This window comes from Carnobacterium gallinarum DSM 4847 (assembly GCF_000744375.1).
Taxonomy (GTDB): domain Bacteria; phylum Bacillota; class Bacilli; order Lactobacillales; family Carnobacteriaceae; genus Carnobacterium; species Carnobacterium gallinarum.
Genome location: NZ_JQLU01000005.1, coordinates 2,214,486 through 2,230,843, shown reverse-complemented (window position 1 = coordinate 2,230,843; position 16,358 = coordinate 2,214,486). Strand labels below are relative to the sequence as shown.

At 33.7% G+C, this 16,358-nt stretch carries 15 protein-coding genes; all 15 read right to left on the bottom strand.

From position 1 onward, the window contains the following. Nucleotides 1-72: 72 nt before the first annotated feature. Nucleotides 73-1,800 carry a phospho-sugar mutase gene (locus tag BR43_RS15110; protein WP_034563424.1) on the bottom strand — a complete coding sequence of 576 codons (1,728 nt, stop codon included), beginning with the start codon at nt 1,798-1,800 and terminating at the stop codon, nt 73-75. 186 nt (nt 1,801-1,986) lie between these two features. Next, the gene (trxB, locus tag BR43_RS15105; RefSeq protein ID WP_034563421.1) at nt 1,987-2,934 is read right to left on the bottom strand and encodes a thioredoxin-disulfide reductase; all 948 of its coding nucleotides are present in this window, start codon (nt 2,932-2,934) and stop codon (nt 1,987-1,989) included. Between the two features lie 106 nt (nt 2,935-3,040). Further along, nucleotides 3,041-3,472 (bottom strand): tetratricopeptide repeat protein, encoded by a 432-nt coding sequence (locus tag BR43_RS15100; protein ID WP_034563418.1) that lies wholly within the window; start codon nt 3,470-3,472, stop codon nt 3,041-3,043. 219 nt (nt 3,473-3,691) lie between these two features. Further along, nucleotides 3,692-4,621, bottom strand: a complete 930-nt coding sequence (galU, locus tag BR43_RS15095; protein WP_034563416.1) for a UTP--glucose-1-phosphate uridylyltransferase GalU — start codon at nt 4,619-4,621, stop codon at nt 3,692-3,694. Between the two features lie 46 nt (nt 4,622-4,667). Further along, the gene (locus BR43_RS15090) at nt 4,668-5,672 is read right to left on the bottom strand and encodes an NAD(P)H-dependent glycerol-3-phosphate dehydrogenase (protein ID WP_034563414.1); all 1,005 of its coding nucleotides are present in this window, start codon (nt 5,670-5,672) and stop codon (nt 4,668-4,670) included. A gap of 13 nt (nt 5,673-5,685) precedes the next feature. Further along, entirely contained in the window at nt 5,686-6,336 is a 651-nt protein-coding gene (gene ppaX, locus BR43_RS15085; protein WP_034563411.1) for a pyrophosphatase PpaX, read from the bottom strand. Between the two features lie 38 nt (nt 6,337-6,374). Further along, a complete protein-coding gene (lgt, locus tag BR43_RS15080; protein WP_034563409.1) occupies nt 6,375-7,211 on the bottom strand; it encodes a prolipoprotein diacylglyceryl transferase in 837 nt (278 codons plus the stop codon). Nucleotides 7,212-7,238: 27 nt separating this feature from the next. Continuing rightward, nucleotides 7,239-8,174 carry an HPr(Ser) kinase/phosphatase gene (gene hprK, locus BR43_RS15075; RefSeq protein WP_034563408.1) on the bottom strand — a complete coding sequence of 312 codons (936 nt, stop codon included), beginning with the start codon at nt 8,172-8,174 and terminating at the stop codon, nt 7,239-7,241. Nucleotides 8,175-8,381: 207 nt separating this feature from the next. Next, nucleotides 8,382-8,732: a phage holin family protein gene (locus BR43_RS15070; protein WP_034563406.1), complete on the bottom strand. Its 351-nt coding sequence runs from the start codon at nt 8,730-8,732 to the stop codon at nt 8,382-8,384. Further along, nucleotides 8,732-9,055, bottom strand: coding sequence for a PspC domain-containing protein (locus BR43_RS15065; protein ID WP_034563403.1), 324 nt, complete (start codon nt 9,053-9,055; stop codon nt 8,732-8,734). The genes BR43_RS15070 and BR43_RS15065 overlap by 1 nt, the downstream gene beginning before the upstream one ends. Nucleotides 9,056-9,171: 116 nt before the next feature. Then, the gene (gene liaX / locus BR43_RS15060; RefSeq protein WP_034563400.1) at nt 9,172-10,761 is read right to left on the bottom strand and encodes a daptomycin-sensing surface protein LiaX; all 1,590 of its coding nucleotides are present in this window, start codon (nt 10,759-10,761) and stop codon (nt 9,172-9,174) included. A 195-nt stretch (nt 10,762-10,956) separates the two neighbouring features. Continuing rightward, the gene (locus tag BR43_RS15055) at nt 10,957-11,550 is read right to left on the bottom strand and encodes an SHOCT-like domain-containing protein (protein ID WP_034563398.1); all 594 of its coding nucleotides are present in this window, start codon (nt 11,548-11,550) and stop codon (nt 10,957-10,959) included. A gap of 294 nt (nt 11,551-11,844) precedes the next feature. Further along, the gene (gene uvrA / locus BR43_RS15050; RefSeq protein WP_034563396.1) at nt 11,845-14,697 is read right to left on the bottom strand and encodes an excinuclease ABC subunit UvrA; all 2,853 of its coding nucleotides are present in this window, start codon (nt 14,695-14,697) and stop codon (nt 11,845-11,847) included. Nucleotides 14,698-14,870: 173 nt separating this feature from the next. Next, nucleotides 14,871-15,503 (bottom strand): HD domain-containing protein, encoded by a 633-nt coding sequence (locus tag BR43_RS15045; RefSeq protein ID WP_034563395.1) that lies wholly within the window; start codon nt 15,501-15,503, stop codon nt 14,871-14,873. A gap of 181 nt (nt 15,504-15,684) precedes the next feature. Beyond that, the gene (phoU, locus tag BR43_RS15040; protein WP_034563393.1) at nt 15,685-16,353 is read right to left on the bottom strand and encodes a phosphate signaling complex protein PhoU; all 669 of its coding nucleotides are present in this window, start codon (nt 16,351-16,353) and stop codon (nt 15,685-15,687) included. Nucleotides 16,354-16,358 lie beyond the last annotated feature (5 nt).

Genomic DNA, 16,358 nt, shown 5'->3' with positions numbered 1-16,358 from the left:
ATACAAATTGAGGTATTTCCATTACTTCTATCTAAAAAAGCTAAAGATGAGTTTTCACCTTTAGCTTTAACGTTATTCGTTAATTAATTTTTGGATGGCTGCTTCAAAATCAATTACTTTTTGTGCAACTTCTTTTGCAGTCGGAGCTACAGCAGCAATATAGAATTTAATCTTAGGCTCTGTTCCAGACGGACGAATGGCAATCCAGCTGCCATCAACTAATAGATATTTCAAAACGTTGGATGCAGGCATATCAATGTTTTCAACTGTGCCATCCTGATGAACTCGTCTGCGATCACCAAAATCTTCCGCAATTTCTACTGAACTATTTGCAAATTCAGTTGGTGCCTCTGCTCTGAACTTAGCCATTAGCGCTTTAATCTTAGCTGAACCTTCAATTCCTGCTAATGTTACTGAAATTGTTTTTTCCTCATAATAACCATAGGTTGCATAGATTTCTTGTAACCCATCATACATTGTTTTTCCTTGTTTTTTATAGAAAGCTGCCACTTCTGCAACTAAAACAAGTGCTTGAATCGCATCTTTATCACGAACAAATGGTTTTACCAAGTATCCATAGCTTTCTTCAAAACCAAATAAGAACGTATGACTATGATCTGTTTCATATTGTTTAATTTTTTCAGCAATAAATTTGAAACCTGTTAAAACATTTATCATTTCAACATTAAAGCTCTCAGCAATTGCTGTTGCCAATTCGCTTGAAACAATCGATTTCAAAACAGCACCATTGCTAGGTAACGTTCCTGCTTCTTTTTTCGCAGTCAATAAATAATGCAACATTAACGAAGCAATTTGATTTCCTGAAAGAACTTCATAATGTCCTCCTGGTACCTTAACCGCAATACCTAAACGATCAGCATCAGGATCTGTCGCTACTAAAACATCAGCATTTTCTTTTTCACCTAAGCGAATGGCATATTCAAAAGCACTATGTTCTTCTGGATTTGGTGACTTAATTGTTGGAAAGTTAGGATCTGGAATAGCCTGTTCAGGAACAATACTAATTCCTTCAAATCCAGCATTTTTCAACGCTCGTTCACCTAACATTTGACCAGTTCCATGAAGTGGTGTAAATACCAATTTCATTTCTTTGCTCATTTCTTTAACTAATTCAGAATTAACTGTCACTGTTTTCACTAACTCAAGATAAGGTGCATCAACATCTTCACCTAAAATAGTCAACAAGCTTGAAGCTTTTAATTCTTCTTCAGATAAAACTTCAATTGCCAAACTATTTTCAATACCACGTACATATTCTGTTAAAGCATCCGCTTCTTTAGGTGGCATTTGCCCACCATCTTCACCATAAACTTTATACCCATTGTATTCAGCAGGATTATGACTAGCCGTAATCATAATTCCAGCATATGCTTTTTGATAACGAACCGCAAATGATAATTCTGGTGTAGGACGCAAGCTTTCAAAAACAAAAGCTGGAATTCCATGAGCACCTAAAGTTCTCGCTGCTTCCATTGCAAATTCAGGAGATTGGTGTCTTGAATCAAATGCAATTGCAACACCTCGTTTTTTCGTTTCTTCACCTAAACTATCCATAAAACGAGCTAATCCTTCTGTTGCTTGACGAACAGTATAAAGATTCATACGATTAATTCCAACACCTAACACACCACGCATACCAGCCGTACCAAATTCAAGTGGGGCATAAAAAGCATCTTCTAACGTCTTTTCATCTTTTGCCAATGTTGCTAACTCCGCTTTTAATGTCTCATCTAAATTTGTATAGTTTTGCCAAGCTTCATAGGTTGCTTTCCAAGTCATTTCTACTCATCCTTTATCAATTTTATTTTAGTTTTGATTGATAGTTCATTATTCTACTTAATTACTTGTTGATTATACCATATTTTATAAAGAGCTTTCATTAAGAATTAGTAGATTTTCGGATAGACTTAGAAATGTATTCACACAAAAGGCCTTTATCTTAAGTTCAAGATAAAGACCCAATCGTTATTTTTCTAATGTTTCCATTAATTCTTCAATATATTTAAAGACAGCTTGACCAGCTTGACCACCATCACCAACTGCAGTTGTTACTTGACGCAAAGTCTTTTGACGAACATCTCCAATTGCAAAAATCCCTGGTAAGCTAGTTTCCATCTCCTCATTCGTAATAATCCAACCTTCATCATCTGTAATTCCTAGATTACGAAAAGCTTTTGTTTGAGGTAAAATCCCGACATAGATGAAAGCACCATCAGCAGAAACTTCACGTTTAGAACCATCTTTTGTATCTGTTAAAACAGCTCCAGTAACCTTCATATCATCTCCATGAATTTCTTCAACCGTTGCATTCCAGATAAACTCAACCTTATCATTTTTAAAGGCACGATCTTGTAAAATCTTTTGCGCTCTTAATTCATCACGACGATGAACAATTGTTACTTTGTTAGCAAATTGAGTTAAATAAACACCTTCCTCAACAGCTGAATCGCCACCACCAACAACAATTAAATCTTTATTTCGGAAAAATGCGCCATCACATACTGCACAGTAAGAAACGCCACGACCATTGTACTCTGTTTCACCCTCAACACCTAGTTTACGATGCTCCGCTCCAGAAGCGATAATGATAGCACGTGTTCGGTACTCTTTTTTACCAGCAATAATTGTTTTATATTCGACACCATCTATAACTTCTTTTACATCACCATATGCATACTCAGCACCAAATTGCTTAGAACCTTCAAACATTTTATCGGATAACTCTGGTCCTAAGATACTTAAAAAACCGGGATAGTTTTCAATTTCAGCAGTATTAATCATTTGTCCACCTGGAACACCACGTTCTAGCATTAAAGTTGATAAGTTTGAACGAGATGCATACAATGCAGCAGTCATACCCGCAGGTCCTGACCCAACAATTATAACATCATATATTTTTTCAACGACTTCCATATTTTATGCCTCATTTCATTCATTAGTTATGTGTTTACTTTACCTCTTATTAGCTAAATAGTCTATTTTTATGCTTACTAAAAATAAGCGTAAAATCAATTACTTTTTAAAAATCTTTAATCTCAATTTTCAACGTATTTCTTAGTTCCATTGCTTCCTCAATAAAATCACCTGTTGGATCTATCTTTAAGTATGTTTCGACTAAATCTAAAGCCTTTGGTAATTCTTCTAAAAATGCATAGTTATTCGCTTGAAAATAATAGGCTTCACTAAAAATATCGCCACTTTCTTCAATTAAATTAGTTAAAATTTCGATAGATTCATTAAATTCACCAATATGTTGATGACAAATCGCTAATTGACAAAGAGCAAATATTTTTTCTTCTTCATTTTTGCAAAGGGTCACTGCTCGGGCTAAGTATTTTTTAGCTCGTTTCATATCATTTTTTTGAAAAGCACCAATTCCTAAATTGAAATAATAATCACTTGATGGTATAAAGTTAATTATCTGTGCAGTATTTTTCTCCAAACTAGACATAAATCCCCCTCCTCTTTTTCAATCTTGTTCCTAAGTATAACATAGACAATACTAGTACGATAGCTTATTTATAGAGAAAATTAATAACAACAAATACATGGCTTCATCAATGTCAATTTAACTTAGTAATGCTTAAATAAGATTATTTATTTAAGCGTTAAAATGAACTTTAAAAAAAGAAGATTAACGAAAACGTCAATCTTCTTACACTTAATAAATCTATTTTCCAGATTCTTTAGAACTGGCTTTTTTATTTGCTTTTTTCTCATCTTCTAAGGCCAGCTCTGCACCTAACTCCAAAATATATTGTCTCAAATTATCTTTAATTTCAACATGCTTTAATCCATACTGAATACTCGTTTTCAAGAAACCAAATTTATCACCAACATCATAACGAGTTCCAGTAAATTCATGCGCAAATACACGTTGTGTCTTATTCAATGTATCAATAGCATCTGTTAACTGAATCTCATTACCAGCTCCTGGAACTTGATTTTCTAAAATATCAAAAATCTCAGGAGTTAGTAAATAACGACCAATAATAGCTAAATCACTTGGAGCATCTTCTGGACTAGGTTTTTCTACAAAGCTTTTCACATTGTAAAGACCTTTACCCACTTCACCCTCTGGATCAATAATTCCATATTTATATGTTTCCTCATGTGGTACTTTCATAACAGCGATATTTGCTGCATGCGTTGTTTCATAGCAATCCATTAATTGTTTAGTCAATGGAACTTTATCTTCCATAATATCATCGCCTAACATAACAACAAAAGGTTCATTTCCAACAAAAGCTTTTGCTTGTAAAACAGCATCTCCTAAACCTTTAGGATGTGATTGACGGACAAAATAAAGATTTAAACCCGTTGTTTCTTCAACTAATTCCAATAAAGCTAATTTATCTTTTTCTTTTAAATTTGCTTCTAATTCTGGATTAGAATCAAAATGATCTTCGATTGGACGTTTACTTTTACCAGTAACAATCAAGATATCTTCAATTCCAGAATTAATTGCTTCTTCAACAATAAATTGAATCGTTGGTTTATCAACGATTGGTAACATTTCTTTCGCCATTGCTTTCGTAGCTGGTAAAAAACGTGTTCCTAATCCTGCTGCAGGAATAACTGCTTTTTTAACTTTTTTCATTTTTTTATTTCCTCCATTAATTCGGACTTTTTTTATTATAACCTTATTAATCTTCAGATTTTCCATCACGAGTCATCAAATTAGAAACAACCATTTTGACATCTGCTTTATTATACAATACATCATAGATAGCTTCAGTAATTGGCATTTCAATTCCTTTTTGTTCAGCTAATTCATAAGCTGCTTTCGTCGTTGAAACTCCCTCAACAATCATTCCCATATTTTCTAAAACTTCATCAAGATTATGTCCTTTACCTAGCAGATTTCCTGCACGCCAATTTCGAGAGTGAATACTTGTACAAGTAACAATTAAGTCACCAACACCACTTAAACCAATAAAAGTTAACGGTTCTGCACCAAAAGCAACACCTAGGCGACTTATTTCTGCCAAACCTCGAGTCATTAATGCTGCCTTAGCATTATCCCCATAGCCTAGTCCGTGCAATGCACCAGCTCCTAGGGCAATAATATTTTTCAATGCTGCCCCTAGCTCAACGCCAATAATATCTTCATTCGTATAAACACGGAAATACTGATTCATAAATAATTGCTGAACTAACTTTGCTGCTGCTTCATTTGTTGATGCTGAAGTAATCGTTGTAATATCTTTAACTGCAACTTCTTCAGCATGACTTGGACCAGATAAAACAACTACTGCTTGTCGTTTTTCGGCAGGTATTTCTTCTTCTAATACTTCTGAAATTCGTTTATGACTTTCTTGCTCTAATCCCTTACTTGCATGTGCAATCACAACAGGACTATCTAATACTGCTGCTAATTCTTTCGCAACAGTTCTTGTCGCTTTCGTTGGTACTACAAACAAAATAACATCAACACCTTGAACAGCGGCTTTTAAATCTGTGTATCCTTTGATTTTTTCATTCAAACGAATATCTGGCAGATAATGAGCATTACTATGTTCTTGATTAATCTCTTTCATTTGTTCAACATTATTTCCCCATAAATGTACTTCATGGCCATTTTCATTTAGGACCATTGATAGCGCTGTTCCCCAAGAACCAGCTCCTAAAACAGCAATTTTCTTTAACATGTATTACTCTCCTCTATTTCATATTCGATTCTAGCACCAGCTTCGTTAAATCTGCCATAGAGTTGACAATAAAATCTGGTTGATACGGTGCTATTTCTTCCAACGTTTTTTCTGACCAAGCCACAAAAACACTTGGAATACCGGCATTTTTAGCTGATTCTATATCATGAGAATTATCCCCTACCATAATAGCCGTTTCTTTTTCACGATTTAATTTTGCTAATGCTACAAAAATCGGCTCTGGATCAGGTTTGGCATGTGTATAATCTAACCCACCAACAATCACATCAAAGTAGTCTTTAATATCTAAGATTGTCAAGCCTTGAATCAAAATTTCGTTGTACTTAGTTGAAACCACAGCTAAACAAATTCCATTCGCTTTTAATTCAGCTAAGCTTTCTTTAACACCGGTAAATAAATGCACCATCTCATCATGATGTGCTTCATTAAAAGCACGATATTTTGCAATCATGCTATCTTTTTCATCTGGATTTAAACCACTATAGACCATATCCAAAGAAGGTCCATTAAAAGCTCGAACACGATCCAAATCATATACTCCTGGATAATACTCTTCTAATACATGTAAGTGTGAATGACTAATTAGCGCATTTGTATTAGCTAATGTTCCATCAAAATCAAATAAAACTGTTTGAATTGCCAATTAATCTTCCTACCTTCTTTGTAAATAGTTTGATTTTTCTATGCTACTTTACTAAACTCTGCACCATCTAAATAATATGGGTTTTCAGGATATTTTTTGCGTCGATAAATCCACAATACCAGAGCCCCAACAAATAAAACAATTGATAATATTTGTGATACTCGGATAGTATTGCCAATTAGTAAGCTATCTGTTCGCATTCCTTCTATAAAGAAACGACCAAATGAATACCATAACACATAACTAAACGCGACTTCACCACGTTTCAATAGCCCTTTACGTCTTCTTAAAATCAATAATAAAATAAATCCAAGGACATTCCACATTGACTCATAAAAGAATGTTGGTTGATAATAAATACCGTCAATTTGCATATTGTTAATAATAAATGCTGGTAAATGTAACCCTTCTAAGAAAGCTTTAGTTGTGGCTTCACCATGTGCTTCTTGGTTCACAAAATTTCCCCAGCGACCAATTGCTTGCGCAATAATGACACTCGGTGCTGCAATATCTAACACTAACCAGAAATTTAAGCCACGTTTTCTCGTAAACCAATATACAGTTAAACCGCCAGCAATCAATCCACCATAAATCGCAATTCCACCATTCCAAATCGCTATAATTTCAGCCGGATTTTTCAAATAATAAGGTAGCTCAAAAGCGACATAATACAAGCGAGCTCCAATAATCGAAATTGGCAATGCCCATAACATCATATCAATAATATCATCACTTTTAATACCACGTTTTTCAGATTCATTTGTACCTAAAAAGATAGCCAATAATACAGCTGATGCAATAATTACACCATACCAACGGACAGAAAGCCCTCCAAGTGAAAAAGCAATTGGATCAATTGCACCTAATTGTAACATCTTATTCCAGCCTCTTTTCTCAGTTAATTAAATTTCTTTTGAATTTTTTTCAATTAAAATTTCTAAGTTTTTCTCAAAAGTAGCAGTTGCATCATATCCCATGCTTTTCGCTCTGAAATTCATCGCAGCCACTTCAATAATAATCGCTAAGTTACGTCCTGTTTTAACTGGAATTGAAATTTTTGGTACATCAACATCAAAAATACGTGTTGATTCATCGCCACTACCTAAACGATCAAATTTCTTTTCCTTACTCCACGTTTCCAAGTTAACAATTAACTGAATCGTTTTACTACTGCGAACTGCACCAGCACCAAATAAATTCATCACATCGATAATGCCAATTCCGCGAATTTCAATTAAATGACGCAAAATATCTGGTGATTCGCCAACAACCGTTTGCTCATCTTGTTGATGAATCTCCACACGATCATCGGCAACTAAGCGATGACCACGCTGAATCAGTTCAAGGGCAGTTTCGCTTTTCCCAACACCACTGTCTCCCATAATTAAGACACCTAATCCATACACATCAATTAAAACACCATGCATTGAAATACGCTCAGCCAATTTCCCTTCTAAATAATTCGTCACATTACTAGACAAACGAGTTGTTGTTAAGCGTGACATTAATAAAGGAATCTTCGCCTCTGTTGTTGCTCGAACTAATTCTTCCGGCGGTGTTAACCCCCGCGACAAAATAAAAGCCGGTGTATCAGGTTGACACATACGACGCATCACAATTAATCTTTCTTCACTCGTCATTCTTTGTGAGAACGATATTTCAGTGCGTCCAAATAATTGAACCCGCTCTTGTGGATAATAATTAAAATAACCTGTTAATTCTAGTCCCGGACGAGAAACGTCACTGGTGACAATTTTTCTATCTAAATGTTCTTCCCCATTATTTACATCTAAACGAAGAATATCCACTAATTCTCTTACAGTTACACTACTAGTCATTGATTTACAGCGCTCCTCTAGTTAATTTACTTTTATCCTTATCTACTATTCTACCATTTTATCCCCCCTCTTTAAAGAAGAATTCATACTTCAAAAAATAAGTAAATAAATCCTTAATAAATTATTTTTTTTTGAGAGGGTTCTTTTCAATTCATTTATTTTTATCTAAAAAAAAACACAGGCAGCTGCCTGTGTAAAATTGTTCTATTAATCATTGTCCCTAGTTGAATTTCCAATAACTGTATTCACAAGTGATAGCAAAATAGCTATCCAGATACTTGTCATAAAGCTAGAAAAATGAAAGCTACTTCCAATAATAAAAGAGGTTAAATTTAACATTCCAGCATTAATAATGATACTGAAAAGTCCCAATGTAAGCACTGTAATCGGTAACGCTAAGATTACTAAAATTGGTTTAATCGCCATATTTAAAATGGCTAAAACAAGACTTGCTGCTAAAGCAATCCAAACACTTCCAACATAAAATGTACTTTGAAACAAACCAGATAATGCTAAGAATAACAAAGCATTAATCAAAATACCTTGCCAAAATTTCACTAGAAATCACTCCAGTCGTCATCTTCAAACTTTTCTGCCTCTTTACGTTTTTCCGCTTTTTTTGGCGTACCATAGTGCTCATTATCATTAGTATAATAAGAACCATTTCTAAAACCACCACGTTGAGCATCTTTACCTCTAGTAGGCTCTGGCATAATGAATGCCAGTACGATATAAAGAATTACTGGTGAACCAAAGCCACACACAATTAATACCACATAAATGATTCTTAGAATAGTTGGGTCAATATTAAAATATTCGCCTAAACCACCTAAAACCCCACTTACAACACGATTCGATCTTGATTTTTCTAATTTATTCATTCTCTTTCACCTCTTTAATATTAGTATCAGAAAGTTTTTCTAGACTTTCATCTTATCAACTGATGGACAATCATCACTAAACATTTTTTCTTATTGATGATTTCCAAAATTAATTGTTATTCAGTATCTTTCATTAAGATACTGCCCGTAGTTGTACTTAATTTAGCTACCATTGGAGCGCTATCTAGAATACGTCTAAATTCTAAATATTGATTTGTACGATCTTTCTTCTCTTTAATAATCTCAACACCTTGAATTCGGCTTTGAATTGAACCTAGATTACTTTTAGCGGTACCTTCAATACTAACAGTTGCAGGAAAAGCCACTTTTACAGTTCCATTAACAGAACTAGCTTCTAGTCTTTGAATATCATTACCCGTTAAGGTTGCTCGAACTGTTCCATTTACTGTTGACAAGCTTCCACTCTTAATATCACCACGAGCAGTAATGCCGCCATTGATACTTGAAACTAATAAATCACGAATTTGACTTTCTAAAATCGATACATTGCCATTTACACCTTCTGTTTCCAACATTGTTGCAGTTAAATGGTCAAAAACAATATTGCCATTAGTTGATTTTGCATAAATATCTTTTCCATCAAACTCTTCAAATCTTAAGTTTCCATTCAACAATTTTACTGCTGTATGATCGTAAGTTCGTTCTGGCAAGAAGAAGGTTAAATCACAACGAATTCGTTTATTTGGTACATGGAATAATAGATGCTCATCATCAACCTCAATTGTGCTACGTTCTAAAAAGGCTTCAAATGGATTTTCTACATCTAATTTACCATAAATTTTAATCTTTGCAGTAATTTTAATATCATTACTATCCCAATTTTTAAAGACAACATCCCCGTTAGCAACTTTTATATCAAGAATTGTTGCTTCACTTGTTGGATAGTCAAACTCATGTTCAAACTTCGTAGTTGCTAATCCTGGTACACGAATATTGATATCTTTCCAATCAACATTTTCAACGACTGAATTAAACGTTTCTTTCATGAATTTGCCAAATTGAGTTCCAGCCTCAGTCACTTTGTCTCCAACCGAAGTCATTGTTTCTGTTGCTGAGTCTTTCCAATCATCTGGAATTTCAAATTTTTCAGAGATATTCTTTTTATGAGTACCCCATTGTTGTTTTTTCACATCTTTTAATTGCGTTTCAAGATTTTCTTTTGTATCGTTTAAAATATTAAGTTCATCAGTTAATGCTACAAGTTCGTCTGCAATTGTTATTACTTGTGCCTCATCTTCAGAAGTAAGTTCATCTAACTCTTCTTTTGTTTCAAAAACCATTAAGGCTTCTTTTTTTAATTTGATTTGGGTTTGTAATTCTTCAATTGTCTTATTAGTTTCATCTAATTTTACTGAATAACCTGAAGCTTCATTCGCTAATTCTTCAAGAATTGTTTCTAAACGAGCTCGGTCTTCATTTTGTTCTTGCTCAACTCTAGCTTCTCCTTCTTCAACAACTTCATCAATATCAGACAAAATTGGTTCAGGAGATTTTTCTAGATTAATTGTTGTTTCCTTGGAAGGTGTTGGCTCTTTGGTAATCACTGTTTTTTGAACATTTTCTTGATCTTTCTTAACAGCTTCTTTTCCTTTTTTATGAGCAGTATTTTCCAATAAAACTAATGCTTCTTCAGTTGATATAATCCCTTGTTTTACTAATTCTAGTATACGTTCTCTTTCTTTCATGATAAGTTCCTCCTCTAGGTCCTAATCTATCTATTTTCATTATATGCATTCTAGCGATTAAAAAAAGAAGTACTTGGCTTCTTGATATACTTATTATGCGCTGTTTTTCATCGATTGTCATAGGACCTTAGAATGATTTTTTGTTCATCACATAGTCTGAACGAAGGCTCAGTATTTTTAGAAGAGTTCGTTCTATTAACCAACATGAATTTCATATGCTCTTTGTGGTAAATAAACAACCAAATTGCCATTAATACGTTTGTTTTCACTAATAAAATCTAATTTTCCTTCTTCTTCTTCAATTGTGATACGTTTTAAATATGCATCTAAACTAGTTTCATCTTCATTTAGTTTGCCATAAATTTTAACATTAGCTACAATTTTTAAATCGGTGCCCACACCATTTTTAAAGACTACTTTGCCATTAGCAACTTTTAAATCAATTACTTTTGACTCATCTTCTGAAAAAATAAACTCGTGAGTTAATTCTGTTGATGTTATCTTAGGAACTTTTACTTGAACTTCTTTCCAGTCAAGATGTTCGTTAACTGATTCTAATGTTTTTTTAGCAAATTTACTTACTTGTGCACTTGCTTCAGTAACTTTCTCTGTCACTTGATTCATGGTTTCATTAACTGACTCTTTCCAATCATCTGGATATTCATCCTCTACATCGACTTTTGTTTTTTCTGAAGCTGGTTTAGTTGTATTTTCTAATAACACTAATGCTTCCTCTGCTGTAATTAATCCTTGCTTCACTAAATCTAAAATTCTTTCTTTTTGGTTCATGGTTATTTCCTCCTTCAAATTTTTATCTATTTTATTTTGATAATTGAGACAACATTTTTAATGAACTGAAGTTTTGCTTCTTGTTCTATAATCTATTATGCCAGTAATTTTTCTTTTTGCCATCAGACCTAAGAGGGATATTTAATTCATTCTTGAGTCAGAGAAACATTAATTTTAATCTCTTTATTTTAACATGATTTTTGAGAAAGCAACTATTTAGATGACTTTTTCATTAATTCCTTCAACAAAAAAAAGCATTCATCCATCTTCTGAGATGAATAAATGCTTTTTCATTTATTTAGTTAATTCTTCCATTCTAGCTTTGTCTCGTTCTAAAATAGGTTTCAGATAACGACCTGTATAACTTTCAGCAACCTTAGCGACTTCTTCTGGTGTTCCCTTAGCGACAATATTGCCTCCGCCAGAACCGCCTTCTGGTCCTAAATCAATTAAATAATCAGCAGTCTTAATGACATCTAGATTATGCTCAATGACTAAAACTGTATTTCCCGTCTCAACTAATCGATTTAAAACAACTAACAAACGTGCAATATCATCGGTGTGCAAACCAGTTGTTGGTTCATCTAAAATATAGAAGTTATCACCATTTGATTTTTTATGCAATTCACTAGCTAATTTCATTCGTTGGGCTTCCCCACCAGATAAAGTAGTTGCTGGTTGACCAAGAGTAACATAACCTAGTCCAACATCAACAATTGTAACTAATTTGCGATGAATTTTTGGAATATGCTCAAAGAACTCAACTGCTTCTTCAACCGTCATATTCAAAATTTCCGAAATATTTTTTCCTTTATAATGAACTTCTAGCGTTTCAGAATTATAACGTGTACCATGACAAACTTCGCATGGTACATAAACATCTGGCAAGAAATGCATTTCAATTTTTAAAATACCATCTCCACGACAAGCTTCGCAACGTCCACCTTTAACATTAAAACTAAAGCGCCCTTTTTTATAACCACGAATCTTCGCTTCATTTGTCTGAGCAAATAAATCACGAATATCGTCAAAAACACTTGTATATGTGGCTGGATTACTACGTGGCGTACGTCCAATTGGGCTTTGGTCAATATTAATCACTTTTTCTAATTTTTCAAAGCCTGTAATTTTCTTGAACTTTCCAGGCTTATGTTTATTTCGATTTAATTCGCGAGCTAAGGCACGTTTCAGAATGCTATTGACTAACGTACTCTTTCCAGATCCAGATACACCTGTCACTGCAACAAAACGTCCCAATGGAAAATCAACTGAAAGATTTTTCAAATTATTTTCAGTAGCGCCTGTAATACGAACCTTACCTAAATTTTCTTTACGCCGTTTTTCTGGAACCGGAATAAACTTTTTGCCTGATAAATAATCACCCGTTAATGATTTAGGATTGTTGGCTACTTCTTCTGGTGTTCCAATTGCAATAATTTCGCCACCTTTTTCACCAGCCCCTGGACCAATATCGATTAAATAATCTGCTTCACGCATTGTATCCTCATCATGTTCAACTACGATTAAAGTATTTCCTAAATCACGCATCTTTTTCAGTGATCCAATTAAACGGTCATTATCCCTTTGATGTAGCCCAATTGAAGGCTCGTCTAAAATATAAAGAACCCCTGAAAGATTTGAGCCAATTTGTGTTGCTAAGCGAATTCGTTGTGCTTCACCACCAGATAAAGTTCCAGCAGTTCGACTTAACGTAAGATATTCCAATCCAACATTCTCTAAGAAGTTTAGTCGAGAATGAACTTCTCTTAAGATAGGCTCAGCAATCATTCTTTCTTGTTCTGTCAAAGTTAGTTTATCAAAAAATTGAACCGCGTCACCAATGGCAAACTCACATACTTGACCGATATCTGTGTTATTAACTTTAACTGATAGTGCTTGACGATTTAAACGTAAGCCATGGCATGTTTGACAAGGTAATTCTGTCATATATGTGCGCATTTGATCACGAGTAAAATCACTATTTGTTTCATCATGACGACGTGAAATATTTTGAATAATTCCCTCAAAAGGAACATCTACATCGCGAATACCGCCAAAATCATTTTCATAATGGAAATGGAACTTTTTCCCATCAGATCCATTTAAAATTAACTCTTTTTGTGCATCCGTTAATTTTTTAAATGGTTTATCCATGTCAATTTTGAACTGTTTACATGCTTGCTCTAACATTTGTGGATAGTAGTTTGAGCTAATTGGATTCCATGGTGCAATAGCACCTTCTCGTAATGTTTTATTTTGATCAGGAATAACTAAATCTAAATCAACTTCTAATTTCATTCCTAAACCATCACAATCTGGACAAGCACCAAATGGCGCGTTAAATGAAAAGAGACGTGGTTCTAGTTCACCAACAGTAAACCCACAATAAGGACAGGCATAGTGTTCACTAAATAACATCTCCTCGCCATCAATAATATCAGCAACTGCATAACCTTCTGCCAAACGTAGCGCTGCTTCAAAAGAATCAAACAAACGTGAGCGAATACCTTCTTTTATCACAATTCGATCAATTACGATTTCAATATTGTGTTTTTTATTTTTATCTAATTCAATTTCATCAGAGACATCATACATTTCTTGATCCACACGTAAACGAACATAACCTTCACGCTTAATCATATCAAAAACTTTCTTATGCTGACCTTTTTTCCCAACAACTACAGGTGCTAAAATTTGTAGTTTTGTTTTGCCTGGTAATTCTAAAACACGGTCTACCATTTGTTCAACAGATTGACTACTAATTTCTGTACCATCATTTGGGCAAATTGGATGACCCACACGAGCATACAGCAGACGTAAATAATCATTAATCTCAGTTACTGTTCCAACTGTTGAGCGTGGATTACGACTAGTCGTTTTTTGATCAATTGAAATCGCTGGGCTTAAACCATCAATACTATCAACATCAGGTTTATCCATCTGGCCTAAAAATTGACGTGCATAAGCAGATAGACTTTCAACATAACGGCGTTGACCTTCTGCGTATAATGTATCAAATGCTAATGAACTTTTCCCAGATCCTGATAAACCAGTTAAAACAACTAACTTATCTCGAGGAATTGTGACATCAATGTTTTTTAAATTATGAGACCGAGCTCCACGGACAGTAATTTTATCATTTACCATTTAGTTACTTCCTTTATCTTTATTTTTCTTTCAAACTAACAGGACTGAGAATTCACTCTCAGTCCTGTTAAAATTTTGGCTTGATTATAACGTACTCTTAGCTGATTTGTTAGTAAAAACTTACATTATCTATTCTATCATAAAACAACTTTTTTTGCGAACGTTTGTTCATTTTATTCCCTTAATATTTTTTGCGAAATTCGTTGCAATTGAGCTTGATTTGTAAAGTCTCCACTAAGTAAATCAGGTAACACTGCTGTTAAAAAATAATCAACACTTTTTAAATGCTTAAATTCTAGAATTGTCTTTAAAGATTCTTCATAGATTTCAGTAAAAACACTCTCTGGATTGCCTTTTTGAATTTCTCCAAATGATTCATACAATAAATCAACTTTATCTGCAACCGACAAGATTTCTCCTTCTAAACTGCTATCTTTGCCTTCTTTTAAACGTTCCATATAAACTGCTTGAAATTCTTCTGGTATTTCTCGTTTCACAAAATTCTCCATCATCGATTCCTCAACATCTGCTAACATTTCTCGTAAAGCAGGTGTAGCATATTTTACTGGTGTTTTAATATCTCCAATAAATAGCTCTGTATAATCGTGATTCAATGCTTTTTCATAAAGTGAACGCCAATTAATTTTTCGTCCTGCTTGCTCTTCAACAGTTCCTAAAAATTGAGCAATTTGAGTTACTTTAAAGGAATGAGATGCAACTGAATGATCCTCATATTTAAACTTCCCTGGACAACGAATAATATTTTCTAAATCACTTAAACTCTTAATATATTGATGCATTCCCATTTCATTCACATTTCCTCTCAAGGTTAAATTTTTACTATCCTATCATATTTTTTCAATTCTGTCATGTTAATTTAATTAAATTCATCTCGAATCTACTCTAATTTAAGATAAATTCTAGATTATTTCCTGGGAAATTAATAATCAAAAACACCTCCTATACAATATAAGAGGTGTTTGATACTTATTTTTTATTATTATTATTTAACTCAGTTACTTTACCTGTTGATAGATAAACAATCCATTCACAAATATTTGTTACATAATCACCGATTCTTTCTAGGTATCCGGCAACTAACATATAATCAGAAGCACCAACAATAATTTCAGAGTTGTTTTTCATTTCTTCAATACAGTTTTTGTAAATCTGTTTGAAATACACATCAACTTCTGAATCAATTGCAGCAATTTTTTTCGCACGTTTTGCATCATTTTTTACATAAGCTTCTAAAACTTCTTCTACCATAATTTTAACTTTATCTGCCATCTCAGCAATTTCAGCTTCAATTTCTGGTACGCGTTTGTTCCCTTTAACTCGAATCGTTGATTTTGCAATACTGACTGCATGATCGCCCATTCGTTCTAAATCAGAACTAGCTTTCATCACTGTTACAATAATTCGTAAATCAGTTGTAACCGGCTGCTGTAACGCAATCATTTCAAAGCTTCTTTTTTCTAAATCAAGTTCTAGTTCATTAATTGCTTGATCATTGGCAATAACCTCTTTAGCCAATTCTTTATCATGATTAATAAAAGCTTTAACTGATTTATAAATCGATTCATTTACCATCATACCCATTTCTGAAAAACGTAAATGCAAATCATTTAATTCTTCCTCAAACACTCGTCTCATTCAAT